The 25,511-nt window shown below is 34.7% G+C and carries 30 protein-coding genes and 1 tRNA gene; 8 read left to right on the top strand and 23 right to left on the bottom strand.

The window, feature by feature from the left end; all coding sequences use genetic code 11:
- Position 1 precedes the first annotated feature (1 nt).
- The 4 genes from NMAR_RS07380 to NMAR_RS07390 all read right to left on the bottom strand — a co-directional run bounded on the left by NMAR_RS07380 (position 2) and on the right by NMAR_RS07390 (position 2,667).
- Positions 2 to 1,519, bottom strand: a complete 1,518-nt coding sequence (locus NMAR_RS07380) for a tyrosine-type recombinase/integrase (protein WP_012215760.1) — start codon at positions 1,517 to 1,519, stop codon at positions 2 to 4.
- Between the two features lie 49 nt (positions 1,520 to 1,568).
- Positions 1,569 to 1,730, bottom strand: a complete 162-nt coding sequence (locus tag NMAR_RS09825; RefSeq protein WP_014963771.1) for a hypothetical protein — start codon at positions 1,728 to 1,730, stop codon at positions 1,569 to 1,571.
- A 35-nt stretch (positions 1,731 to 1,765) separates the two neighbouring features.
- Positions 1,766 to 1,852 (bottom strand) — tRNA-Ser (locus tag NMAR_RS07385).
- 56 nt (positions 1,853 to 1,908) lie between these two features.
- On the bottom strand, positions 1,909 to 2,667 hold the full coding sequence (locus tag NMAR_RS07390) for a metallophosphoesterase family protein (protein WP_012215761.1): 759 nt from the start codon (positions 2,665 to 2,667) through the stop codon (positions 1,909 to 1,911).
- A 109-nt stretch (positions 2,668 to 2,776) separates the two neighbouring features.
- On the opposite strand from NMAR_RS07390, the gene NMAR_RS07395 reads away from it, so the two are divergent.
- On the top strand, positions 2,777 to 3,808 hold the full coding sequence (locus NMAR_RS07395; protein WP_012215762.1) for an isocitrate/isopropylmalate dehydrogenase family protein: 1,032 nt from the start codon (positions 2,777 to 2,779) through the stop codon (positions 3,806 to 3,808).
- On the opposite strand, the gene NMAR_RS07400 is transcribed toward NMAR_RS07395, so the two are convergent.
- From NMAR_RS07400 to NMAR_RS07450, 11 genes are all read right to left on the bottom strand, one after another.
- Positions 3,809 to 4,345: a HemK2/MTQ2 family protein methyltransferase gene (locus NMAR_RS07400; protein WP_012215763.1), complete on the bottom strand. Its 537-nt coding sequence runs from the start codon at positions 4,343 to 4,345 to the stop codon at positions 3,809 to 3,811.
- On the bottom strand, positions 4,320 to 5,024 hold the full coding sequence (locus tag NMAR_RS07405; protein WP_012215764.1) for a ribosomal RNA small subunit methyltransferase A: 705 nt from the start codon (positions 5,022 to 5,024) through the stop codon (positions 4,320 to 4,322). The genes NMAR_RS07400 and NMAR_RS07405 overlap by 26 nt, the downstream gene beginning before the upstream one ends.
- Positions 5,021 to 5,587, bottom strand: a complete 567-nt coding sequence (locus NMAR_RS07410; protein ID WP_012215765.1) for a DUF655 domain-containing protein — start codon at positions 5,585 to 5,587, stop codon at positions 5,021 to 5,023. The genes NMAR_RS07405 and NMAR_RS07410 overlap by 4 nt, the downstream gene beginning before the upstream one ends.
- A gap of 20 nt (positions 5,588 to 5,607) precedes the next feature.
- Positions 5,608 to 5,934 carry an RNA polymerase Rpb4 gene (locus NMAR_RS07415; RefSeq protein ID WP_012215766.1) on the bottom strand — a complete coding sequence of 109 codons (327 nt, stop codon included), beginning with the start codon at positions 5,932 to 5,934 and terminating at the stop codon, positions 5,608 to 5,610.
- A gap of 2 nt (positions 5,935 to 5,936) precedes the next feature.
- A complete protein-coding gene (locus NMAR_RS07420) occupies positions 5,937 to 6,236 on the bottom strand; it encodes a 50S ribosomal protein L21e (protein WP_012215767.1) in 300 nt (99 codons plus the stop codon).
- A gap of 56 nt (positions 6,237 to 6,292) precedes the next feature.
- Positions 6,293 to 7,348: a dual-specificity RNA methyltransferase RlmN gene (gene rlmN, locus NMAR_RS07425; RefSeq protein WP_012215768.1), complete on the bottom strand. Its 1,056-nt coding sequence runs from the start codon at positions 7,346 to 7,348 to the stop codon at positions 6,293 to 6,295.
- Positions 7,349 to 7,421: 73 nt separating this feature from the next.
- On the bottom strand, positions 7,422 to 8,588 hold the full coding sequence (gene radA / locus NMAR_RS07430; RefSeq protein WP_012215769.1) for a DNA repair and recombination protein RadA: 1,167 nt from the start codon (positions 8,586 to 8,588) through the stop codon (positions 7,422 to 7,424).
- Positions 8,589 to 8,669: 81 nt separating this feature from the next.
- Positions 8,670 to 8,852 carry a 30S ribosomal protein S30e gene (locus NMAR_RS07435; protein WP_012215770.1) on the bottom strand — a complete coding sequence of 61 codons (183 nt, stop codon included), beginning with the start codon at positions 8,850 to 8,852 and terminating at the stop codon, positions 8,670 to 8,672.
- A gap of 40 nt (positions 8,853 to 8,892) precedes the next feature.
- Positions 8,893 to 10,617 (bottom strand): B12-binding domain-containing radical SAM protein, encoded by a 1,725-nt coding sequence (locus tag NMAR_RS07440; RefSeq protein ID WP_012215771.1) that lies wholly within the window; start codon positions 10,615 to 10,617, stop codon positions 8,893 to 8,895.
- A 51-nt stretch (positions 10,618 to 10,668) separates the two neighbouring features.
- Positions 10,669 to 11,481: a dihydroorotate dehydrogenase electron transfer subunit gene (locus NMAR_RS07445; protein ID WP_012215772.1), complete on the bottom strand. Its 813-nt coding sequence runs from the start codon at positions 11,479 to 11,481 to the stop codon at positions 10,669 to 10,671.
- Positions 11,465 to 12,376, bottom strand: coding sequence for a dihydroorotate dehydrogenase (locus NMAR_RS07450; protein ID WP_012215773.1), 912 nt, complete (start codon positions 12,374 to 12,376; stop codon positions 11,465 to 11,467). Before NMAR_RS07450 ends, NMAR_RS07445 begins: the two co-directional genes overlap by 17 nt.
- Positions 12,377 to 12,461: 85 nt before the next feature.
- Here NMAR_RS07450 and NMAR_RS07455 point away from each other — a divergent pair, with 85 nt between their 5' ends.
- Complete coding sequence (locus tag NMAR_RS07455; RefSeq protein WP_012215774.1) at positions 12,462 to 13,874, top strand: NOP5/NOP56 family protein; 1,413 nt, start codon at positions 12,462 to 12,464, stop codon at positions 13,872 to 13,874.
- Positions 13,861 to 14,535 carry a fibrillarin-like rRNA/tRNA 2'-O-methyltransferase gene (locus tag NMAR_RS07460; RefSeq protein WP_012215775.1) on the top strand — a complete coding sequence of 225 codons (675 nt, stop codon included), beginning with the start codon at positions 13,861 to 13,863 and terminating at the stop codon, positions 14,533 to 14,535. Before NMAR_RS07455 ends, NMAR_RS07460 begins: the two co-directional genes overlap by 14 nt.
- Here NMAR_RS07460 and rnhB read toward each other — a convergent pair.
- The gene (gene rnhB / locus NMAR_RS07465) at positions 14,532 to 15,149 is read right to left on the bottom strand and encodes a ribonuclease HII (RefSeq protein WP_012215776.1); all 618 of its coding nucleotides are present in this window, start codon (positions 15,147 to 15,149) and stop codon (positions 14,532 to 14,534) included. The genes NMAR_RS07460 and rnhB overlap by 4 nt on opposite strands.
- A 60-nt stretch (positions 15,150 to 15,209) precedes the next feature.
- Between rnhB and NMAR_RS07470 the strand changes: the two genes are divergently transcribed.
- A complete protein-coding gene (locus NMAR_RS07470) occupies positions 15,210 to 16,358 on the top strand; it encodes a tRNA (guanine(10)-N(2))-dimethyltransferase (protein WP_012215777.1) in 1,149 nt (382 codons plus the stop codon).
- On the opposite strand, the gene NMAR_RS07475 is transcribed toward NMAR_RS07470, so the two are convergent.
- The 3 genes from NMAR_RS07475 to NMAR_RS07485 are packed head-to-tail and all read right to left on the bottom strand — an operon-like array spanning position 16,348 to position 18,339.
- A complete protein-coding gene (locus NMAR_RS07475) occupies positions 16,348 to 16,941 on the bottom strand; it encodes an RlmE family RNA methyltransferase (RefSeq protein ID WP_012215778.1) in 594 nt (197 codons plus the stop codon). The two genes, NMAR_RS07470 and NMAR_RS07475, sit on opposite strands and share 11 nt — an antisense overlap.
- Positions 16,938 to 17,813, bottom strand: a complete 876-nt coding sequence (locus tag NMAR_RS09965; RefSeq protein ID WP_012215779.1) for an RPC34 RNA polymerase subunit family protein — start codon at positions 17,811 to 17,813, stop codon at positions 16,938 to 16,940. Before NMAR_RS09965 ends, NMAR_RS07475 begins: the two co-directional genes overlap by 4 nt.
- Positions 17,814 to 17,862: 49 nt before the next feature.
- Entirely contained in the window at positions 17,863 to 18,339 is a 477-nt protein-coding gene (locus NMAR_RS07485; RefSeq protein ID WP_012215780.1) for a hypothetical protein, read from the bottom strand.
- Between the two features lie 103 nt (positions 18,340 to 18,442).
- On the opposite strand from NMAR_RS07485, the gene NMAR_RS07490 reads away from it, so the two are divergent.
- From NMAR_RS07490 to NMAR_RS07505, 4 genes are all read left to right on the top strand, one after another.
- Entirely contained in the window at positions 18,443 to 20,536 is a 2,094-nt protein-coding gene (locus NMAR_RS07490; protein WP_012215781.1) for an AAA family ATPase, read from the top strand.
- 91 nt (positions 20,537 to 20,627) lie between these two features.
- On the top strand, positions 20,628 to 22,778 hold the full coding sequence (locus NMAR_RS07495) for a biofilm-associated protein (protein ID WP_238523168.1): 2,151 nt from the start codon (positions 20,628 to 20,630) through the stop codon (positions 22,776 to 22,778).
- Positions 22,779 to 22,817: 39 nt separating this feature from the next.
- Positions 22,818 to 23,330: an adenine phosphoribosyltransferase gene (locus NMAR_RS07500; RefSeq protein ID WP_012215783.1), complete on the top strand. Its 513-nt coding sequence runs from the start codon at positions 22,818 to 22,820 to the stop codon at positions 23,328 to 23,330.
- Complete coding sequence (locus NMAR_RS07505; protein WP_012215784.1) at positions 23,330 to 24,121, top strand: S-methyl-5'-thioadenosine phosphorylase; 792 nt, start codon at positions 23,330 to 23,332, stop codon at positions 24,119 to 24,121. Before NMAR_RS07500 ends, NMAR_RS07505 begins: the two co-directional genes overlap by 1 nt.
- Here NMAR_RS07505 and NMAR_RS07510 read toward each other — a convergent pair.
- The 4 genes from NMAR_RS07510 to NMAR_RS07525 are packed head-to-tail and all read right to left on the bottom strand — an operon-like array spanning position 24,118 to position 25,444.
- The gene (locus tag NMAR_RS07510; RefSeq protein ID WP_012215785.1) at positions 24,118 to 24,402 is read right to left on the bottom strand and encodes a hypothetical protein; all 285 of its coding nucleotides are present in this window, start codon (positions 24,400 to 24,402) and stop codon (positions 24,118 to 24,120) included. The two genes, NMAR_RS07505 and NMAR_RS07510, sit on opposite strands and share 4 nt — an antisense overlap.
- Before the next feature lie 8 nt (positions 24,403 to 24,410).
- Entirely contained in the window at positions 24,411 to 24,809 is a 399-nt protein-coding gene (locus tag NMAR_RS07515) for a hypothetical protein (protein ID WP_012215786.1), read from the bottom strand.
- 21 nt (positions 24,810 to 24,830) lie between these two features.
- Positions 24,831 to 25,181: a hypothetical protein gene (locus tag NMAR_RS07520; protein WP_012215787.1), complete on the bottom strand. Its 351-nt coding sequence runs from the start codon at positions 25,179 to 25,181 to the stop codon at positions 24,831 to 24,833.
- Positions 25,182 to 25,222: 41 nt separating this feature from the next.
- Positions 25,223 to 25,444, bottom strand: a complete 222-nt coding sequence (locus tag NMAR_RS07525) for a hypothetical protein (RefSeq protein ID WP_012215788.1) — start codon at positions 25,442 to 25,444, stop codon at positions 25,223 to 25,225.
- Positions 25,445 to 25,511: the final 67 nt, after the last annotated feature.

The raw sequence follows: 25,511 nt of genomic DNA on the forward strand, positions 1-25,511 counted from the left end.
GTTATTTTTTACGTCTGAGTTTACTGGTTCTAGAGATTTTCTTGTCCATTTTCTGCATTTTTAACCTCATTTCCTCAATTTTTGCCTCCAAATCTTCATTTGAACTAGCACCCTTGGAAATTTCCTTAAACTTTGAAAAGATATTCAATCTTCCAGAGGCTTTGATGTACTCTTTTCGCAATGTAGCAGTAAACAGATGTGCTTGTTTTTCATACGAGTCTTTTGTCTTGTGTCCAATGAACTCTTCAGCCAAATCATATCGTACATCAGAGTCTATCAGTACAGATTTCAAAAGATCACGTGTTTCATGAGGAGTTATTCGGTATTTCTTTCTTGACCCATTTCCTACTGATTTTGAGTTTAAAATTTCATCTAACCCTGAATTTTTTCGCATTCTCTCAAAACTTTTGGTTATCCAAGTTTCTTTGATAGGTTTTTGGAAATTATTTAAGAAAAGTGCACTCTTGTTACTCATTTCTTGCCCTGTGATTTTTTTTCTGTAAGGAAGATAATCAATTATTGCAGAAACTGCGTCTCTATCTAAGAAACCAAAATGAGATACATTAGTCTTTACTCTAGTTAGTTCTATTAGAATTGGGCATTTCTTCAAATCCCATTTTTTATAATCTTCTGTTCCAAATGATTCAACCAGTTTTGACCAAACCTCAAAATTAAAGCGGTCAACCAGAGTAGAGGAATCAAGACCCCTTTGGAATTTACACAGGAATACAGCTCGTTCAGTTAAACTTGGCTTTCCTATTGTTAGAATAGTTAGAAATTCATCTAATGTCATTATTTGTTCAGAATCATTATCATCATGTTGGATTCCTGCATTAGGATCAAAGCTTAACCCTATAGGCTCATCATTCTTTTTGAAATACTCATTTATTGCAAAAAAGGAGTTGTTTCTCATAGATTTGCTTTTTAATTTAACATCAGATTCCAAAAAGTATCTTTTTATCAATTTTACAAATGGTTTTTTATCAAAATGACTTTCAGAAAAGATTTTTAGAAAAGGTTCAACTCCCTTTAGAGTTACTTTCTTTGTTACTTTCTTGTAACTGTCTTTACTAGTTTGAACTTCTGCTGTATACTCTAGAGTTTTTCCAAAGATCCAATTATTGAAATAATGTAGATGTCTTGTGTAGGTATCTTTTGTTCCATCTGTAACAGATTTGATATTTTTACGATTACTACCCCTCAGTTGACTTCTAAAATAAGATACAGTTTCTAATTTGCAAAAATCATCATACAGTATTGGAACAGAGTCATTTGGAATTTCTTTTAGAACACCAATCTTCTTGCCAATCGAAATTGCTTTGTAAACAACTGCTAAAGTTGCCTCCACAGTATTTCTTCTTTGAGTAAATTCGTTTTTGTGTTCTTTAGCAAATGCTTTAGAATCAATCCTCTCGCCCTTTTTCATTACTGCTAAACATCTAGCATATTGTGGACGAATATCAAACCCATAATCTTTCTTTGAATCAAATTTCTTTAGAACTTGGTAAACCTTCAACATTAGAAATAGTCAGAAAATTAAAGATAATAGGTGTATTTGACAGCTTTAACTATAATTCAAACTCTTGACGGCATTTTTCGCACTTTGCACGTTCTTCACCAGGAGAGCCTAAGATGAAAATTTTTCCAATCGTTTTACAAACGGGACACATTCCAGTTGTTGCATTTTTAGGACCTGTGCGTATAATTTTTTGAGTTTTTCTTCGTCCCATGAAAAAACTTCCCGAATCGGTCTATTAAGTTTTAATGGCGCGGGGAGGGGGATTTGAACCCCCGTGTCCTTGCGGACATGGGATTAGCAATCCCACGCCCTACCAGGCTAGGCGATCCCCGCACAAAGATGGCTAGAATTAATCTGTAAATAAGTCAAACTTTGGAGAATATTTTCTTCTAAGCGTTGTCTAGTTCATCATGAAATTGACTGTAATTTTTCACAATTTCATCAATTGGGACACGTTTTCCACCTACAATTTTCAGGTCAACATTGACCTGTTTGTCTTTAATTGTCAAAATATTGTATGTATTTTCAAATAGTCCACGTACTCTTTCAGATGTTGCAGTACCTGCATTTACAACAGTCAAGGTTCCAAAATTCCAAGCCCAAGGTCTGTGTTTATGACCACATAAAACAACATCAACTTCTGAATCAAGTACAGTTCTCAAAACATCACCAGCATCAACTACAGTAAGTTGATCAGAGCCCGTATCAGGAATTGCAATAAGATGATGATGCATTGCAACGATCTTTATCTTGTCTTTGTATTTTTTCATAGTTCTTTCAAGCCAAAGATTTTGTCTATAACCAACTTCACCTTCATTTCTGTCAGGTCTCGCAGTACCAACAGTAACTAAAACAACATCATTATCCAATTCATTTACGGTTTGAAATGGAAAGAATTTTTTGAATAAAAGATAACCAGTATTTCTGTAATCATGATTCCCACTAATTGCAATGATTTTTTTTGTGTTAAATTTTTCCAGTAAAGATTTGCATTTTTCATATTCTTTCATTAATCCTTCATTTGTCAAATCACCAGTAATTACAATTACATCAGGATTCAACTCATTGACTTCACTAACTAGTACATCAAATTTCTCTTCCAAAAATTGAGAGCCAATATGAAGATCAGATATTTGAACTATAATCATTAAAGAGTATTTTGAAAAATAGCTATTAAATCATCTCTATAGATAACATGTAAGAATCATTTCAAATCAAGGTAGAATTAAATAATAAACTCCTCAAAAACTTGCAGTTTTGAGTAAAAAAGCTGCAGTAATGAAAGGAGACGGTATTGGACCTGAAGTCGTAGATTCAATGCTTAGAGTTCTCAAAGAATGTAATTTTCAGTCAGAATTGATTCTGTGTGAGGCTGGCTCTGAGCAATGGGACAAAAATGGTAGAAAAGATGCATCATACATCCCAGATGTAACCATGAAGATTCTAGAAGAAACTGACTGTTGTTTCAAGGGGCCAACTACCACGATTCCAGTTCCAGGAGCTCCTAGAAGTGTTGCAGTAACATTAAGACAAAAATTTGATCTTTATGCAAATATCAGACCAACTAAAACATATGATAGACTAACGCCAGATAGAAAGCTTGATTGTGTTTGTTTTAGAGAGGCAACTGAAGGACTATACACTGGTGTAGAGGCAAAAATTACAGATGATGCAGCAATTGCAATCAGAAAAATTACAAGGCAAGGCAGCAGACGATTAATTGACTCAGCAGTAGATTGGGCAAATAAATTCAATATGAAAAAAATGGTTGCAGTAACAAAAAGAAATATTCTAAAACAAACTGACGGAATTTTCTGGGACGAGACTCAAAAAGCAGTTGAAGGAACAGATATCGAGTTATCTGAAATCTACATTGACAACATGGCACAACAAATGGTGATTGCAACTGAACAGTTCAATGGTGCAGTGTTGGTTAGCACCAATTTATTTATGGATATTATTTCTGAACTTGCATCAGCACTAGTAGGTTCAATTGGATTGATTTATTCTGCAAATATTGGAGACAATTATGCAATGTTTGAGGCAGCACATGGTAGTGCACCACAATTTGCAGGACAAAATAAAGTAAACCCAACTGCAACAGTGTTATCAGGAGCTTGGATGGCAGATTATCTTGGTGAAAGAGATGTCAGAGATGCAATTTTTGCGGCAACAGAACAAGTAATCAATGAAGGTAAAGCAGTAACATGGGATATTGGTGGTGATGCATCAACAACACAGATGACCGATGCAATAATCACATATGCAAAAGAAAAGTTAAGAAAATAATCAGTTTATTGCTTCTACAAGAATTAATTCTTCAAAGAAAAGTTTCTTTTTTGCCATAATTCGTGTTTTCAAGCCTAGTTTTTGTGCGTAATCTATGAGTTTTTCATAGTTTGAAAGAGAAGAGGTTACAAAAACAAACTTGCCATTTTTCTTTAGATTATTTTTTGCCGAATCAAATATTTTTTTTGGAATTTCAAATCCTTCTGCACCTCCATCTGTAGCAATATCCAAGATTTCATCAGTAGCCAAATAAGGTAAATTACATACAATGAAATCAAATTTTACCTTTAATGCATCTGAACCGTTACAACAAATCAAATTCTGAGTTTTGTAAGAACTTTGATGTTGCAACACATCACAATTAATATCAGTTCCAACAACTAGAGAGAAATTTTCAGAGAGTAATTTTGTGAGATATCCAGAACCACTTCCAATATCTAGTGCATACTCTCCATTTTCATTTTCAATGTTTTCTGCAATGAAAAAAGTATCCTCAGATGGAGGATATTCATCATTTTTTGAGAATTTGTTTTGCAAGATTTACTATTTCATCTCCGGTCAAGGTATCAACTCGTTTCTCCAAATCAGATTCTTTATGGAATTGTTTTAGAATGTTCTTTACAGTTTTGCGCCTGTACGAAAAGATCTCATTGATTGTAGAAATTAGTGTTTTATCCATATCAGTTTTCTTTGTTATTTTTAGAACTACAGAATCAACTTTTGGTGGAGGAGAAAAATTATTTTTATTAACATTGGAGATTTTTTCAATATCAAATGCATGTGTGGCAATAATGCTGATTGCTTTTCGATCTTTTGATTTTGCAACAAGTTTTTGTGCAAATTCTTTTTGCACCATGATTACTCCATGGGAGAATGTGCGCTGAGCTAGCCATTCAATAGCGTCTTTACTTTTAGAATAGGGCAAATTAGATACAAACACAGAAAACGTGTCTTTTTTCTTAAACCCGTCACCTGATTTTAACACAAGATTGTCAATATCAGAGAATGTGTTTTTTGCCTTTTTGATTAGATTCTCATCTGCATCAACTGAGATTACCTTTTTTGCCTTTTTACACAATAGGGGAGTTAACACGCCTAATCCAGTTCCAATCTCATAAACAATGTCATTTTTTGTAATTTTAGCCTCAGATACAATAGATTCTGCAATTAATTGTGAGTTGAGAAAGTGTTGTCCTAGCAGTTTTCGCTTTATCATCTCTTTACAAAGAGATTCATTCTACTTTCGCCAGTAATTTCATCCATGATTCGTTCTGTGATGTGTTTAATTGGTTCTTTGAATCCAACTCTTTCTTGCAAGTCTTCATAGCTCTCAAATAGTTTCTTTTCTCGTTCTTCAAGCATCGTCTTCATGTAGGTTTTACCAATTCCTGGAATCAATTCCAATGCATGTATTCTAGGAGTTAGTGGTTGTGCTTTGTTTAGATATTCTACAAACTTTGATTCATTTTCAGTTACAATAGTTTCAACTACATTTTGTAATTCAGTTTGAGCAGATGAAGAAATTTTCTCATACTCCATCTTGCCCAATACAGATTCAACTTTAGTTCTACCTTCCTTTCCGATGTAAATTTTCTCACCAACTTCAAATGTAGAATTTGCTATTCCAAGAATCTCCAATAATGTTAATCTGTTTTCACCAATTGCAGTGATGATTATTCCTTCTCTTCCTCTTACAGTTGACGATTTTCCTCTAGGATTAAAATCTAGAACATATGCATATTCCTCATATTTTCTAGGTGGGGATTGGGCCCTATACAAAATAAAATACTCCTGAGAAATTAAGAATGCTCCTTGATTATTTTGAGCATTTTTTCTAGAGTTTCAGCAAGAATTAATTTTTTCCAACCAAAGGTGAAAGAACGTAATTCTGCCATACTTGTTGGTCTAATGTTAACAATTTCAACAGCTTCGTCTTCTGTCAATTCACATTCCTTGATGAGTTTTTTCTTCATCTCTTTAGCATCTTTAGGATCAAGTGATACAAATTTTGAAACATAATCATAGGTCCAACGTTGAATTTGGTCCATTTCTTCAGGATCAACTTTGCCTAAGATTTCTTTAACTTCTGAAAGAGAAATAGCTTGTTTCTTTTGTACTTCTTCCATAATTATACACCGAATGGTTTTATGTGGTCCAATCTAGTGATTAAGGTTTTCGATTTGTTTCCTAATTTTACATCTAGAGTGACTGCACGTCTTCCCACATTTGTGATCATACCGACTTTGCCGTGGTATCTTCTGTGAGGTAATCCTTTGTGCTGTCTAGGATCTATAATGACAAGTGCTTGTTGACCTTCTTTGTATTCACGTAACAGGAATGAGACTCCTCTAGGAGCATCTTTTTTCATAACTGATCTGGATTTGTGTTTGAATCCATGTGAACGACCAGAAGATTTCTTAGTTGCCATGTAGTGTGAAACCTTCCAAAGCCCTATTTTAAGACTTAGAACACAGTCTACTGGAATTAACCTACAATATCGGTTCGTAGTTGTCCACAGGCAGCTGAGATCTCTGTACCTTTTTCCACACGTACAGTACAATTTACGCCAGATTTTCGCAATATTTGCTCAAATTCTAAGACATTTTTCTCAGATGGACGCTTAAAGTCACCAGCAGTAGGATTAATTGGAATAATGTTGACGTGTGAGCCGTTTCCTCTCAAAAGTCTTGCAAGTTCATGAGCAATTTCCGGAGAGTCGTTGACTCCTTCCATCAGAGCATACTCAAATGTGACACGTCGTCCAGTTTTTTTAAAATAATCTCGTCCAGATTTTATGATGTCTTCAACAGAGTTAGGTCCTGCAGTTGGAACAAGTTTTTTTCGTAATTCATTGTTCGGTGCATGAAGCGAAATGGCAAGACCAATCTGAAGATTTTCTTCAGCTAGTTTTTCAATTCCAGATGTAATGCCAATAGTAGAAATTGTAATGTGTCTTTGTCCTAATCCAAAACCTCTGTCATGTGTTAGAATTTTTACAGCTCGAATCATTTCATCATAATTTGCCATTGGTTCGCCCATTCCCATAAAGACCAGGTTTGTAACATGTTCTCCACGTTGTTCTAAAAGTTCAGCAAAATGAATTACTTGAGATACAATGTGTTCAGCTTTTAGATTTGTTTCAAAACCCATTTGTCCAGTTGCACAAAATACACAACCCATTGCACACCCTATTTGTGTTGAAACACAGATAGTTGATCTTGGATGACCACCAATTTTTGTTGGCTCGTATTGCATTAGAACAGTTTCAACTGAAGAGCCATCAGATAGTTCCAACAATAATTTAGTAGTATCACCATCATCACTTACGACACGATGAATTTCTTTTGCTGAACCAATGGTGTAGCCTGCTTCTGTAAATTCTTCTCGTAATTTTTTTGGAAGTTGAGGAATATCGTTAATGTCTTTTGGGAATTTGTAATAGAGTGGAAGTAAGATTTGGTCTGCTCTGTATCTATCATAACCCATATCAATTACTAATTTTTCCATTTCCTCAGGAAGTAATCGATAAAGATCTGTCATGATTAACGTAGTTAATCAAATGATATTATAATTTAATCAATATTGAAAAAATGAAAATGTAAAAAGAGTAAGATTACTCTTCTACAGGTTCTGAATCATCTGCTTCAGCATCTACTGGAGGTGCTTCTACAGTTTCAACTTCTGGTGTTTTGGCAGTTACCTCTACTTCAGGAGTTTCTGTAGATTCTCCAGGAGTTTCTACTTTGGTCTCTACCTCAGGCTCTTTTGCCTTTTTGGTAGTTGCTTTTTTGGTAGTTTTTTTGGTCTTTTTCTCAGCCTCTTCAGGGTCAATGACACCTGCTTCACCTAGAGCAAAGATTACCTCTTCCTCAGGATGGTGAGGACTGTCTACCATTCTAGCAATTCGTTTCTTGCCAGATTTCTTAAAGTAGATTCTGTAGGTACTAGTATGTGCAACTACATTTCCACCAATTGGACGAGTTGGATCGCCAAAGAAGACATCAGGAGATGCCATAACTTGGTTTGTTGCAATTGCAGCACAATTGTAAGTTTCTGCAATTCTGGATAACAGATGAACAAAGTGATTTAGTTTTTGTTGTCTGTTTGAGAGTGTTCCTCGTCCTAAATATTCAGAACGGAACAATCCAACTGCAGAATCTGCAACAATTAGTTTGATATTGTTTTCTTCAATGATTGGGCCAGCTTCTTCTAGAATCAATGTTTGATGTGCACTATTGTATGCACGAGCAACAATGATGTTGTCTAGAACTTTTTCTGGATCCATCTCATGAGCTTGAGCGATAGATACAATTCTTTCAGGTCTGAAAGTGTTTTCAGTATCAATGTACAAAACACTGCCTTCAAGTCCACCTTCCTCTTTGGTCTTTTGAACCATAACAGACATTGTATGGGCAAATTGTGTTTTACCACAACCAAATTCTCCATAAACTTCTGTCAAGGCTTGTGTCTCAAGACCACCATCAAATAGTGTGTCAAGACAGTTTGTACCAGTTGTAATTTTACCAATACTTTGACGGTGCTTGTAAATTTCACTTGCACTTGTAAAGTGTTTGGCAATTAATCCACCATCAACTAGATGTTGACGTGCTTTATTGACAATTTTTTCAGCAGTGTCCTTTTCCATTCCAGTTATTTCTGCAATTTCTACAGGACCTCTGACGATGAGGTCCATGACGTTGTGGACACCTGCATCGGATAATTTTCTAGTTGTCACAGGACCTACGCCCTCTAAACTATCTAATCTTAAATCTTCTACCATACCGTATGGTACGGTACCAGTACTTTATAAGAGTATTGTTTTAGAAAATGATCGTAAAATGATAAAATTTTTGAAAAATGACTATCGTCTCTTTCTTCTTTGTCCAGGTTTGTTTTGACCAGGAAATCTACCTAGAACAAATCTCTTTTTGAAGTTGCTCTTATTTCTAAGACTAGAGTTGGTACCGACAATTTTACGTCCTTCCACCTTTGGAGTTTGCCCTCTTACTTTACCTGCTTTTGTAAGCGAACCGTGAGTTGCCATAATCTACATCACAAATTAACGAATTTATGTATTTGGAATTCTATCGGTACTTTGCCTTTACAGTCTCAATGACATGTTCGTGTTCACGACCCTTCTTGCGGGCATATCTCTCCATAGCACCTAATGGAACACCGCCAAGAGAACGTGCAATTGCGTTGAAAAAGTATCTCTGAGGACCCTTAGAACCAGTTCTAGTCATGAATTTTTGAATACCATATTTGAAATTGTGCTGCCATGTCTTGTACAAAACACCTAGTTGTGCAGGAGTCATCTCATTTCCAATGTTAAAGAAGTCAGATTTTTCTAATAATCCAATTGGAACAAATGTCAAGGCAGTTGTAGTAAACATTGATTCAGGTTGTTCACGTTCTAATTCACTAATCAAACGAATTGTCTCCCAAGAATCTTCTGGTTGTTCATCATTGTCTAGTCCCATAATCAAAGTAAATGCTGGAATCCAATAATCTTGGTTTAAGGTCTTTACACCTTCTTTTACAACCCAATGCCACTCATCAGGAGAGTATGGTGCAAGTTTTCTATCAGCATATTTTCCAATTAGTCTCAAACTTCCAGTCTCAAATCCGGCTTGAACACCAATCATGTTGTCAGGGCCTGCTTTCATGATTTTAGATAGATTTGGAATTAATTTCTCATCAGCAATTGCTCCTGCCAATGTACCATGTGTTGGGTTTGTGTGTTCTACACCAGTAGACATGATTGCAGTGAATAGTTCTTCTAGTGCTTCTCTGTTTGGTTCCATTCCTTTTGCAGTTCTAGGATCCATACCGTAAACGAAAATATCATCACTGTGAACCCATGCAGATTTTGAACCACCTTTCTTTATGTTAACTTCAATTTCTTTTTTGACTTTTTCTGGAGAATAGTATCTTAATGATCTTAATGTAACGTCACAGAATTTACAGCCTCTTCCACAACCTCTCATTACTTCAATCATTCCATGCATACTTGGTTCAACAATATCTGGAATTTCTTCTAGGTCAGGTCTGTCCCAAAAGTTTACAAATCTTCCATGAAGTTTTTTGCCGTTTCTCTCAAATTCTTTAATGTTAACTTTGAAATCACTTCTCTTTCTGAAAGGATCCATATTCTCAAAGTCGCCGTTAATCAAATAGTTGAAGAATCGTCCTGCATGTCCGTCAATTTCTGGTGCAATACCACCAAGCTCACCTTCCAAGATTGCATAAATTCCAAACTCTTCAATTTTCTCTGGGTCATAGTTGTATTGCCAAGTTCCAGATGCACCAGAGATTACTTTGGCTTTGCTGCCAGTTTTAGCTTTTGCAGCTTTGATTCTATGGTGTAATTCAGTATTGTAGTATTCATCGTATGATGTTTGTTTTCTACCATAAGTAAATGTCATAGTTACTGGTCCCATTCCTAGTGGGTCCATCTCATATGTTCCAACAACTAGTGTTTCAGGTCCAATGAATTTTTCAATGTGGTCTGGGTGTGCAACGACAACATCTTGTCTGCTAAATCCATCTCGAAGTAAACCAGCTTCGAGTTTTCTCAAACCATATGGAGCATAATTTGCAACACCATTTGTGTGTGGAATATAATTACAGATAAAATCAAACAAAAGCTTTGGAGTTACTTGTTTTCCAAGAATCTTGTACCAAAAGCTCTTTGGGTCTCTATTAGGATCAATAGCTGGAGCACATCCAAAAAATGTCGCAAGAGACAATCCTCTATAAGGCGACATTAATGTACGATCAGCAGTTAAAACGATCTTTGGAGTTCCCATTCCCTTCACGAAATTAATTTTCTGATTTATTTTAAACCTTGCTGGTCAAATCTAATAATTTTCTAATATTCCAGCCTTGTTTCTGTGAAATTTACCAAATTCCTTGTTTTGAGATAGATGCTGACCATCAAAGACGGTTCCATCCTTACAGACTAGATCTTCACCCACACAGCAGCTACCACAAATTCCAACGCCGCACTTCATCATTCTCTCAAGACTGGCCTGTACAAAGATACCTCTAGAATGGGCAGATTGGACTGTTTTGTACATCATTATTTCAGGCCCACAGACATAGACTCCATCAAATTTTATTTGGTCTACATGTTTTTCAACCAAATCAGTGACAAAGCCTTTTTCACCATAACTGCCATCATCAGTTGACACGATTACCTTGTGAGGATTATTTTCCAATAGTCTATTTGCCAAATCTTCAAAGAATACTTCGTCTTTAGACTTTGCACCAATTAAGACAGTAATATCATCTGTAGGTTTTACATGTGTGAGCAATCTCATCATAGGAACAAGACCAGTTCCACCACCAACTAGCAATAATTTTCCTTCTTTAAGATCAAAAGAATTTCCATAAGGTCCACGAATTCCAATTTGCTCTCCAACTTTGACATTAAACAGACCAGTAGAAGCTGCACCGTGTTTTCTAACAGTAAATGCTGCTTTTCCAGATTCATCTGAAATCATTACACTCATTGGTAGTTCATTTATTCCTGGAATCCAAACCATTGCAAATTGTCCTGGAAGAACATTTGACATTACCTCATCAGAAAAGACTAGAGTTCTAACAGTAGGAGTTTCATCAATTACTTTTTCAACTGTAACGATTGTTGTGTGATTATGATTTCTTTGCAAGACCTATCATCTCCTCAATTTTTGAATAATTTTTCTTTTCCATGTATTGTAAAATTCCGGTATTGATTTCATTAAACACATCTATCCAATTGTCACCTATTGCACTTCCAAGTTGTACAGATGAAGCTCCTGCTAAGAAAAATTCTACTGCATCTTCCCAAGTAGATATACCACCGCATCCAATTATTGGGATGTCATATTTTGATGAAATTTCATAAACACATCTCAATGCAATTGGTTTGATTGGAGTTCCAGATAATCCTCCAAATTTATTGCTCAAAATAGGACGTTGTGTTTCAACATCTATTGCCATTGACCTAACTGTGTTAATGGCAGTAATGGCATCAATTCCAGATTCAATAGCAGTGCCTACAGTGTTGAGATAATGAGTAGTTCCTAGACCAACTTTAGCAATTACAGGTACATTAGTTGAATTTTTAACAGTGGTAACAATTTTCTTTACCAATTCAGGATCATCACCTACTTCTAAGCCGACTTTGGCAACATGGGGACAAGATAGATTCAACTCATATGCTGTGACTTTACAGTTTTCAAATTGTTTTATCATTTTTTCAAAGTCTTCAGGGATTGAACCAACAAGACTCACAATAATTGGAACATCCTGATTTGGTTCAATCATTTTTGCAAAATTTTCTGCTCCAGGATTTGATAACCCTACAGCATTAATCCATCCACCTCCTTTGACACTAAAGATAGTTGGGTTTGGATATCCCTCCCAAGGTTCGGTACTAAGGGATTTTGTAACAACAGCTCCTGCTCCTGAGCGATATAGACGACTAAAAACATCTAGTGAAATTCCTAAAATTCCAGATGCAAGCATCACAGGCCTGTCTAATTGAATTGGACCTATTGAAGTTGCAAGATTGGGCTCCACTTTGATTAATGAGGGTAGTTTCGAATATAACAGTTGATTTGTGATTCTAGTACCTTTTTTAAAGGTGGTTTAGATTGAACTAGACATGTATTCTGTGATTTTAACAGAATTGGGAATCTCAGTTTTTGATGATGAAAAACTAGAAAAATCATTTTCATTTTCAAATCCTGTAAAAGAGTATCTCTCAATAAAAAATAAAGAATCAAAATTAAACGAGGTTATCAATTATTTGGCTTCAATTCAAAGAGGAGTCTCAGTAAGTGATGATTCACTACTTGCTATTTTGAAAAAAAATAATATAGATTCTCAAATTATGGAAGATTCAGAATTAGAGAGAATTCAAGCATCAAAACCACAAATCATTGTTGATTCAGGTTTTGCATCAAATCCTCAAGATGCTTTAGGAAAGTTAAGAGAATTTGCTTTAGGATTATCATCTTCAAAGGTTACTGAAGTTTCTGAAAGTCCAGATCTTCATATCATTCAAGCAATCAATTCACTAGATGAAATTGACAAAATTGCAAATGCTCTTAGTTCAAGATTAAGAGAATGGTATGGATTACATTTTCCAGAATTAGATAACATCATTGATAGTATTAATGGATATGCACAAATTGTTATGGCAGGAAAACGAGAGTCGCTAACAAAACAAGTTTTTGAAGATGCAGGTTTTCCAGAATCAAAAGTAGAGATGTTGTCTTTAATTTCTACAAAAAGCAGAGGGGGAGATATCTCTGATGTAAATCTTGCAATTGTTCAATCAATTGCAAAACAAATTTTAGATTTTCATGATTTGCGTAAAAAACTTGAAGAACATGTTGAATCAGAAATGGAAACTATTGCACCAAATCTTTCTGCAATACTTGGTACAACAGTAGGTGCTAGAATTTTAGGAAGAGCTGGCAGTCTTAAGAGATTAGCTTCACTTCCAGCAAGCACAATTCAAGTTCTTGGAGCAGAAAAAGCATTGTTTAGATCATTGAAAACTGGTTCTCAACCACCAAAACACGGACTATTATTCCAACATGCAATGGTTCATGCTGCACCTAGATGGCAAAGAGGAAAAATTGCACGTGCCATTGCTGCAAAAGCAGTCATTGCTGCTAGAGTTGACGTCTACGGAGAGGGCCTAAACAGTACACTACTTGAGAAACTCAATGTCAGGGTTGATGAAATTGGAAAGAAATACGAAAACCCAACTGAAAAAGATACCAGAAGACCAGAATCATTTAGACGAGATGGAGGCAATTTCAGAGATAATCGCAGACGTAGAGATGACAGAGGCGGACGTAGAGATGACAGAGGCGGACGTAGAGATGACAGAGGCGGACGTAGAGATGACAGAGGCGGACGTAGAGATGACAGAGGCGGACGTAGAGATGACAGAGGCGGACGTAGAGATGACAGAGGCGGACGTAGAGATGACAGAGGCGGACGTAGAGATGACAGACCAAGTTCAAATAAAAATAAAAAGAGAAAACAGTTTGGAAGAAGATAATCCATCATTTTTCTGGATAAAATCTGAAGGCCAGCAAAAATTAGCTACTGAAAATTTAGTTCCGGGTAATCAGGTGTATAAAGAAAAACTAATCATCAAAAAAGGAATAGAATACAGACTATGGGATCCTTTTAGAAGTAAATTAGCAGCTGCGATAATGAATGAGTTAGAAGATTTTCCTTTTGAAAATAAAACTAAAGTGTTGTATCTAGGGGCATCAACTGGAACAACTGTTAGTCACATTTCAGATATTGTAGGACCAAGCGGAATTGTATTTGCAGTAGAGCATGCAAGTAGAGTTGCAAGGGATTTTCTAGACAGAGTTGCAGCATACAGAAAAAATATTATGCCAATTCTTCAAGATGCACGAAAACCAAAAGAGTATTTTTCAGTATTTGGTAAAGTAGACGTAGTCTACGTAGATATTGCACAACCTGATCAGACAGAAATTGCAATAGATAATTGTGAAATGTTTCTAAAAAAAGATGGATATTTCTTTCTAGTAATTAAAACAAGAAGTATTGATGTAACAAAGTCACCAAAAAAGATTGTAGAGGAAGAGACACAAAAACTGAAAGCAAAATTTGAAATATTACAGACAATAGATTTGCATCCATATGACAAAGATCATGCTATAGTTATCGCAAAATTCAGTGGTTAGCCATTTAGAATTTTTTGAACAGGTTTCCAGCTCTTGCGTACAAATGTAGGGAGAGATTTGCTGGTTTTGTAGTATCTAGTCACAAATTTGACCGTTTTAGAGTCAGAAGGATACCCACTTCCAAGATCATAGGTTTTTCGTAGTTTTTCAATTGCCCTATCACGCGTAACTTTAGCAATAATTGAGGCTGCAGAAACTACTACAAATCGACTATCTGCATGATGATAGGATTTGATTTTATGATTATCAGATAGTTTTGATATTTCTTTTCCAAATCTTTTAGGATTTACATCACAAGAATCAACATAGGATGTATCAGGATCTAGTTTTAAAACAACTTTTGCCATGTATTTTGCTTCAAGTTCATTCAAACCGTGTTTTTTCACACTTGCATCAATAGATCTTGGGGTAATTTTTGCAATGTAATAATCATCAACTAATTCAATAATTTGTTTGTAAAGTAGCTCTCTGCTTTTTGGAGAAAGTTTCTTTGAATCCTTTACTCCTAATGAAGAAAGTTTTCTCAAGTTTTTTTTATTAATAGAAATTCCAGAAATTACTAGTGGACCAAGCATAGAACCACGTCCTGCATCATCAACTCCACAAATTTGCACGAATTTTGTCTTAAAACACAAGTATTAAACCGTTATAGGTTTTGAAAAAATAGAAGGCAGTTGGAAATACCAAATGAATCACTTCAAGAAATTGTTGAAGGAAAGACAAAATTGTTAGTTCCAAAAGGATCAATTACAGAAAAAGTTCCACCAAAAGAACCAGCATTTTTTAATCCAAAAGCAAGGTTGAATAGAGATTTTTCAATTATTGCATATGCAGCGTTTTTAAAAAATTTTCAAGGTCCAAAAATTTTCTTGGAAGGATTATCAGGTATTGGTGCTAGGGGATTACGAGTTGCAAATGAATTAAAAATTGATAATTTGGTAATCAACGATCTTAATCCAACTGCATTGAAGATGGCTGAATATTCAGCAAAACTCAATGAAATCAAAAATGTAGAATTTTTGGAAAAAGAGGTGTGTAGATTTTTTAGTAATTTTTCAAAAAAAGGTGAAAGAGGTTCGATTGTAGATATAGACCCATTTGGCTCTCCTGCGGCATTTTTTGACTGTGGGATCAGGGCAACCATGCATGGAGGGATTTTATCAGTTGCAGCCACAGATTTGCAGGTGCTAAATGGACTTTTCCAGAGTGCCTGCAAGAGAAAATACGGAGGGGTTCCAGTCAGAGCTGAATACGGAAATGAGATTGCAATTAGATTGGTGCTTGGATGTCTGAGAATGGTAGCAGCAAGATTAGGAGTAGAAGTGGAACCCATGTTTGTTGAAAGTGACATGCACTACTATAGAACATATGTCAAAGTTCGAAACAGACCTGATCAAGATGAAAACATTGGATATATTTTACATTGCAAAAATTGTGGGCATCGAGAAATGGCGTTAGAACAAAAACAAGAATGCAAATTATGTAAATCAAAAATCAGCATTGCAGGTCCATTATGGATTGGAAAAATTTTTGATAAAAAATTCATTGAAAATATGTTAATCCAGATTCCAAATTTAGAAGTGGATAAAGTTTGTGAAAAAACACTAAACAAATGTATGCTAGAGGCAGAGATGCCAGGAATGTATTACACATTAGATGAAATTGCAAAAAAGATGAAATCATCTCCACCAAAATTAGAAGATGTTATTGAAAACTTAAAAAAAAATAAGTTCGTAGCTAGTATAACATCATTTAGTCCGACAGGATTTAGAACTAATGCAAACATTAACGAGATAACAAAAATTTTTGAGACTATCCAATAAAACCTAAACAGACATAATATAACTCACTACTTTGCTTTCTGCTAGCTTTAGGTTTTGTGAGGTTTATTCTTGCAAATTTTTTCTTTACATAATCTCTAAACTCCATAGAATATTCACCATCAAAGACCTTGAATACAGCATTACCTTTGTGTGCTAGTACTTTATCCATGATTTTGGTGCAATCATAATTTAGAGAAATTTGTTTTGCATGATCAACAGACCAATTTCCACTAACTTTGGGGGAAAGATCACAAATCACAGCATTAACTTTACGCTCAAAATAGTTCATTACATCATCAACCACATTCTCATCTTCAATATCACCTCTCAAAATTTCTGCTCCTGGAATTTCCTCAACATAAGACAAGTCAATCCCCATAACTTTGCCCTGGTTTCCTGCTAGCTTGATTGCCATCTGGGTCCAGCCACCAGGAGCACAGCCAAGGTCAAGAACGTAAAAACCAGGACCGATAATTCGATAAGACTGATTTAGTTCTTTGAGTTTGTATGCAGCTCTGCTTCGAAAACCTTGCTCATGTGCTAATTTTCGATAGTGATCTTTTCGTGCATCTAATAGTTTCATTTGGCCTTCGCAGGTTTTTTCATCTCAGCAATTACCCAATCTTCAATGAATTGGCAGTTTCTAGGACTGATTTCACCTTCAAGTGAGCATTTCTGTTCAACAGGACAAACCAAGCAGGGAGAATTTTCAATTGACTGTGTACTAATTGGAGTTTTCTTTAAAATTAATTTGTATGTCCAACGATTCTTTTCAAGCATTTTTTCTCTAGTGATAAAACCAATTCTTTCAAGTTTTAATGACAGACGGGAACCATCACGACTTGTAAGTTTGAGTTTCTTCCACAATTCACTTTGAAACATTCCTTCTGATTCACGTTCAGCCAAAATATCACAGACTTTGTTTGTGAGTCTTTCCATGTCTACTTTTTCTATTTGGAAATTTTCAATTTCTTCATCAGATAATTGCTCTTCTAATTCTTCCTCAGGGGTTAATTCTTCGATTCTTTTTTGCTCTTCTAATTCTTTTTTGGTTAATTTTTTAGGTTTTTCAGGTTTTGCTTCTGCTTTCTTTGTTGTTTTCTTTGTAGGTTTTGCTTCTGCTTTCTTTGTTGTTTTCTTTGTAGGTTTTGCTTCTGCTTTCTTTGTTGTTTTCTTTGTAGGTTTTGCTTCTGCTTTCTTTGTTGTTTTCTTTGTAGGTTTTGCTTCTGCTTTCTTTGTTGTTTTCTTTGTAGGTTTTGCTTCTGCTTTCTTTGTTGTTTTCTTTGTAGGTTTTGCTTCTGCTTTCTTTGTTGTTTTCTTTGTAGGTTTTGCTTCTGCTTTCTTTGTAGATTTTTTAGGTTTTGAATCTAGAATCTCTGTTTTCTTTTTTAATGCATCAATTTCTGCTTTGATTTTCTTTGCTTCATCAACTAATTCTTCTTTTTTCTTTGCCATCAAATCACCTTTTTTTTAAATTTAATTTCATATTTTCCATATAGTATTCCTATTTAACAGTAAATTCTTCACTAGTAGAGATATTTTTTAGATCCTTTGAAATCATTTGTGCTACGATTTTGTAGGAACCAGCAGTATCTATAACCTCAGAGAATTTGTCCCCAATTGGAATTAATGCATTTTTTTCAGCAAAACATTGTTCAAGAAATCCGCCTTGAGTTATCACATCTTCTCCAGAATAAATCGTGATGTATAGATCTCCACAATCAAAATGAGAATCAGAAACTTGGACAAATATCGCTACGGGTTCAGAAGTTGAGTATGATTTTGAGAGTCCAATTATTTCAATATCAGAACTATGGGCACTTACTCCAGAACCATGTGAGCCTCCTACAGTAGGTGCTGAAGGCATCATGTTTAATTCTCGTCCAGGCTCTTGCAAAATATCACCCATAACAGCAGAACCAAAAGCAATTGAGAAAATTACTGGTAAGACAAATACAACAAAAATTCTTTTTGATGCCATTTTGTTTTCAAATTACTGTTTCCCCTATATCTATTTAGCAAACCCTTTGACTTCAGATCAATTTGACGAATGAGTTAAATCGTAGCCGACTAAATATCGCTAGATGCGACTTAGAAAATTCAGAGTTAGGGCATATCGTTGCATTCATGATTCTGGAGAAATTACAGTTGGAGACTTGGCAGCATTTATTGGAAGAAATGAAAGTGGTAAAACTACCATTCTTCAAGCACTGACCCTTCTAAATAGAGGCGAACAAGTTTCAGAGCTAGATCTTTGTGATGAAATGAGTGATGAACTCAAAGAAGAGATTAGACTTGCAGAAGGAGAATTTGAATTAAATCAAAATGAGATGGAAATGGTAAAAGAGAAATTTCCAGGCCTTCCAGAAATGAAAAAAATTAGATTATTTAGGACAAATCAAAATCCCAAAGTGCAATACGAGTTTGACGATATTGAGCTTGGTGAAGAAGAGAATAAGGGACTTAATTCATGGGAGAATTTTGCAAAACAGATTATAGAGTTTTTAGATACAATTCCAAATCATCTTAGAATTCAAGTAAACACATCATTCTTTGAAGGAGATGTTCCAAACAGCCAAGAATCATTTGATAGAGGAATGGCAGAATTTAGCAATCAATTTCATGTTGTTGCAATGCAAGAACCAAAAGTAATTGAAGAATGGGAAAAGATCTATGAAAGTCCAGAAAGTCAATTTTCAAATTTACTCAGTGGAAAAAGCGAAAAAACAGCTCTACAAAATTTCATAGAATCAGAGTTACATCCAAGATTTGTTTATTTTTCAGATTATAAAAAAATCTACGGAAACATAAATCTCAATGAATACATGAGAGAAGAAAAGGGTGAAAGAGCAGATTCTATTGAATATGTTGAAGAGTTTGACAAGGCAGAAACGGTGAGAAATCTCTTCTATCTAGCAGAGCTGGACATGAATGAGTTAGAAGAAGTAAAAGAGAGCCCATCAAAATGTATCAAACTACTAAATGCTGCAAGCAACAGATTGACTAGTAAACTAAATCCTGCATGGAAAGGAGATCCAATTCATGTAGACTTGAGATATAATCCAGGAAATATTATGAGTGTTGTAATTTCAGATGTACACAAAGATGGAACTGTAACAAATACAGGATTATTAAATAGAAGAGCAGAGGGTTTCAAATGGACGTTCTCTTTTATTGTAAACTTTGCAGCTGAAACACAAAGAGCAGAATTAAAAGAAGCAATTTTACTTTTAGATGAACCGGCAAGGAATCTTCATCCAACACAACAGATGGGAATATCGGATTTGTTAAAAAATCTGGCAGGTTCAAATCAAGTTTTGTATGCAACACACTCACCATTTATGATATTTGATTATACTCCAGGAAATTTGCTTGTTGTAGAATTAGACAAACGAAAACATCTAAGTCGAATATTTTATGATTATTGGAATGCAGATGATAAAACACTTACACCAATTTTGTATGGATTATCTAGAGGCCAAGTAGAATCAATAGTAGACAGAGAGATAGGAACAAACTCTAGACCAGTAATAATTGTAGAGACAATGTCAGATTCAATGTATCTAAATGCATTTGACAAATTCTTACAAGATCCAAACATTTCAATGAATCCACTTAATGTTGTTGCAGCATATAACAAAAATTCAGTTTTGCCATTGGCAATATTTTATAGAAATCATGGATACAGAACCTTTATTCTATTAGACAATACTGAGGAATCCAAACAAATTTCAGCACAACTAGTTTCAAATGAGTTTTCACCAATTCAGACAATTTTCTTTGAATTGGAAGGAAAAAAGCTTGAATCAATTGAAGATTATATTGTTCTTGAAGATTATCTACACCCAGTAAATCAGACTTATGAAATCAAGTTAAGGCGAGAAGGGTTTTCAAATCTTGCACCAGAAGATGTGTTATCAAAAGAGGGCAAAGGTAATTTAGAAAAATTAAAGAAAATTTGGCAAGAACACAGTGATGATGATTGGGGTCAATTCAACAATGAAGAGATTACCAGATACATTTGTGAAAAAATATCATTAGAAGAAACCAGCTTTCTGTCAGATAAAACTAAAGATCAATTCAGATCATTATACAGACTAATTGCAGAACGAATCAGACAATATCAAAATGTTAACGCAAAATCAGATTTAGATAAATTTCAAAAGGCCAAAGCTTAAGAAGTTTGCTCATGAAAAATACTGAATTTAGAAATAGAAAAAGAGGAAAAAATCTTTAAGGTTTAAGTGAGAGATGACTAGTTTGAATATAATGAATAAATCCTCGATGAGAGGAATTTTCCTTTCAATTGTACTATTATTTTCAATAACATTAGTTTCAATTCCAGATAACGTGTATGGTCAAGAGATTAATGCTAACAGTATAGGATTGGAAGAAACCGTGATTATAGAATTTACAAATGAATTAGATAAAGAAATCAATACTTTTAGAATTTGGCTTGGTTCAGGTTTTAATTTTGAATCTTTTAAAACCGAAAAAGGATGGTTAGGTGAAAAAACACCACAAGGGGTTATAATTTTTACAACTTCTGAACCTATCAAAAAAGGAGAAACAGTGAAGTTCGGAATAAAAACGGATACCAAAAATCCAGGAATTAATTGGAAAGCAATTGACACAAAAAGTGAACAACAAGGTATGGGCAAAGTGCTACCAGAAGAATTACCTAAAGTTGTAGAAAATACTGAGATTAAACCAGTAGAAAACATTGAGGATAAACCAGTAGAAACAGGAATTCTTTCTGATTCAGTTTTTAGAATAATTCCAGAAAAGCCCAACATAGGGTCATCAATCAGAGTAACTGGAGATAATTTTGGTTCTTCAGAAGAATTTGACTTTTACATAGATAATTCAAAAATCGGTAGTTTTGTAACAGATGAGAATGGTCACTTTATGACAACAATGCAGATTCCAGAAAATCAAAATGCAGACAGAGTGGATTTTAAAGTCAAAGATAGTGAAGGAGGAGAGAAAAAGTATAGTGTGAGAATAGAAGAGATAGACAACAGGATTGCAGAAGAAAATGTTAAACTCACAATCAAAGGAATACCAAATGTAATTCATAGAGGAGACTTTTTGGAGATTTCAGGTACAGGAGATCCTAATAGTGCAGTTACTGCAGAAATAACTAGTCCAGATGGAGAGATTATTAATGCAAGAACAGCGGAAATTGATGCCAAAGGAAATTGGGAATTAGCAGAACCAATAGTTGTTGCATTAGACACACCATTTGGCAAATACAGTGCAACAATTACTGACGGACGAGAAAGTATACTAAAATCATGGACTGTTGAGTCTGACAAAATAATAATCGTGGCGCCAAACAAATTGAAGTTTGAACCAGGAGAAGTAATGATATTTAATGGAACTGCTTTGCCTAACAAACCAATTGAATTTATTTTGGAAGATCCACAAGGTAAAGAATTATTTTCAGACATTATTCAAATAGATGAATCAGGGCATGTGGAATTCGAATACGCTACAGTGCAATCATCACCTAAAGGAACATACACATTGATTGCAACACAAGAGAAAGACACAGAATTCATATTTGCAGGACTCGGTCAATTACCTACAACTCCAGTGAATTTAGAATTTGATGAACTCAATTACAATGCAGGAGATACAGCAATAATTTCAATTACAGGAAAATCTTCAGAAATTGCTAGTCTGTTAATCATAGACCCATCGGATAAGCCAAAAGGAGATACAGTGTCCATTCAATTAGCACCAGATGGTACTGCAGTATATGAACTGGACTTGACAGGATTTGCATCAGGAGTGTATTCTGCAGTAGTTAGTAAAGGAACCGCACAAAGTACAGAAATTTTCACAGTAGGATTACAAACAGGTTCAGGAGAAATCAAAATCAACACTACAAAATTAGATTATTCCCCAGGTGATTCCATTCTAATTCTAGGAGATACAGGAGAAAATGTTTTGTTAACAATATCTTTGGCAGATCCTGATGGAAACATAGTAAAAGAAAAGGATACTTTTTCAGATAAAAATGGAAAGATTTCTGAAAGTACATTTAGAATTCCATCAGATGGAAAAGGTGGTATGTGGTCAATTAATGCAAAAAGTGGTTCAAACTTCCACACAATAGAGATCGATGTTATCGCCACAGTTACGGAAGGAGTTCAGATAAGTGTCGAGGAAGGAATTAATGTTCCGGGTGTTGGTGATTCAATGCAAATCAAGATAGTCGGCGTTAGTCAAACTGTACAAATTGAAATAATTGCAGCAGATGGAACAGTCATAGATTCATTAGAATTTGTTGCATCATCTGGAGGAGAAATAAACCAACCATGGATAATTCCTAAAGACACTGCACCAGGAACATATACAATCAAAGTGGAAGATGCATTTACTTCGGCAGAAGATACTTTTGAGATAAGTTAATCTCAAACAATTTTATTTCACCTAAATTTAGCAGCCAGTATGAATCTAAGAGACAAAATTGCAGAATATCCAAATTTTCCAAAAAAAGGGATTTTATTTAGAGACTTTAGTCCAATCCTAAAAGATCCATCAGCAATGGAATCAATTGCAGATGAATTTTCAAAGTATTTTCATCCAAAAAATATCGACATATTTGCAGGAATAGAATCAAGAGGATTCATTTTAGCATGTATTCTAGCCACAAGATACAACAAGGGAATGATGATGATTAGAAAAGCAGGAAAACTGCCTGGAAAGACTACAAAAATTTCATACACAATTGAATATGGTAAAGACACAATAGAAATTCAAAAAGATATCATTGAAGAAGGGCAAAGAGTGCTCATTTGTGATGATTTGTTAGCTACCGGTGGAACTGCCAAGGCAGCTGCAAAACTAATTGAAAAAGTTGGAGGAAAAATTGTAGGTTTTGCATTCATCATAGAACTAACCGATCTCAATGGAATGAAAGGTATTAGCAAATACGATTGTAAATCACTGGTGAAATATTAATGGAAAAAGACGTAGAGATTGGAATTTTTGGAGGTACTGGAATTTATGATTCAGGATTACTTGAAGATGCAAAGGAAGTAGATATTGACACACCTTATGGAAAGCCATCAGACACAATAACTGTTGGAACCTTCAAAGGAAGAAAAATTGCATTTCTTCCAAGACATGGAAAAAAACACACCATTCCACCACATATGATTAATTTTAAAGCAAATATTTGGGCATTCAAAGAACTTGGAGTTACACGAATAATTGCACCATCAGCAGTTGGTAGTCTGAAAGAAGAATTAGCACCAGGACATTTTGTATTACCAACACAGTTTCTAGATTTTACAAAGTCAAGAGATGGTTCATTTTCAGAAGACGGTAGAGTAATTCACATTTCAGTAGCAGATCCATTCTGTCCAGAATTACAATCATCAATTACTGAAGTGACAGATAGTTTGGATATGAACATTCACAAAGATTGCACATATGTCTGCATTGAAGGTCCCAGATTTTCTACAAAAGCTGAATCTAAATTCTATAGAACAACTGGTGCAGACATTATTGGAATGACTCTAGTTCCAGAATGTCAGCTAGCAAGAGAAGCACAAATTTGTTATGCATCAATATCCACAGTAACTGATTATGATGTATGGGCAGAAAAACCAGTAACTGCAAAAGAAGTGTTAGAGACACTTTCAAAAAACGTTGAAGGAACAAAGAAAATCTTAACAGAATTAATTGAGAAAATTCCTAAAGACAGAAGTTGTTCTTGTGCTAAAGCATTAGAAGAAGCAGAATTCTAATCATCAACAAATGACTCTTTTTTGAGTCCTTCAGGCAAAGACATGTCTCCTTGAAGCAGATTTCTTTGCAATTCCATTATTACTTCATCAACATCATAACCTAGTTTTTCTAATTCCTTTTCAGTGACTTTCGAAAGTTTTGCTCCAACATTTTGTCCACCAATCCTTCCAAACGCTATTGCAGTAAAATGAAATTCATGTTCATCAACATTAAATTTACCATTAATTTTTGCAGCCATCTGACTGCCATGAATATCATTAATGTGAACTTTGATTTCCATTTTAAAAATTAAATTTCTACTGCTTTGTTGACATTATCATCAATCAAAAAGCTCCAGTGTTTGTCATCTTCAACTTGGTAATCTTTTACTGTTAGAGGAACAATCTTCTCATCAAGACATTCGTGCTTGATTTCACCATTTTCTTTTAATTTTACTAGTTTCCACTTGTATTTTCCCTGTTGTAATTTACAAACTGTTACTGCCCATTTTGCGTCAGGATCAATTTTTGGCATCCCTACAAGATCAGCCAATTCTTCAATACCAAGTTGCTTTTCCTCACAGAATCTCTTCTTACACACACCACATCGCCATACATCAACTGAACCAATTGTTCTCTCATCAATGTTGATGTTTACTACACCAAAGTAAACTGGTTGGTGTTTACAGGTTTCAGTATCAATAGTCAATGGTCTTCAAAAATCGTAGTATTATTTAGTTCTTGCATCATCATATGGTTTTTCAAGAATCACACCTATACTGTCAACAATTTTGTTTCGTTTAAATTCAATATTTTCTCGCTCACACATTCGTCTATACATGTTAACAACAGTAAATCTAGGATGCATTGCCTCAAATTCGGTTTCAGAGATATCAATGAATGCACCTAAATTCATTAGATCCTTTGCTGCAGTATGTGCATCATCTAAAGAGATCTTTAGTTTTTCAGAAATTGTTTGAGGAGTCATTTTTCCATAGCAGGTAACAAGCAAATACACTTTGGTTTGAATGGGATTTAGATGAATTTCAGAGATCAGATCATTTTCAATCTTTGAATCCATAATTTTTCAACTATTCCATTACAATAAAACATGATCCCATATCATTTTTTGACTAGGAGTCTTTTTGATATCTTCAAAGAAAATCCCATTGCAACAAAATGAGCTATTGCACCTGAAATTGCTCCAATCATAACATCATCAAGGAAAAACCAAACCAGAACAAATACAATAAGAGACGGAACAGTAGTGATTAATGCAATTATACTTCCTCTAAGAAAAATTTCTTTTTTTGTTAATTTTGCAGGTTTTTTATCTTCAGACAATAGCTCAAATTTTAAAAAATGGTAATAAAAACCAAAGATACTTTATATTTGGTCAACCTAAATTGTT

Source organism: Nitrosopumilus maritimus SCM1, assembly GCF_000018465.1.
In the GTDB taxonomy this organism is placed as follows: domain Archaea; phylum Thermoproteota; class Nitrososphaeria; order Nitrososphaerales; family Nitrosopumilaceae; genus Nitrosopumilus; species Nitrosopumilus maritimus.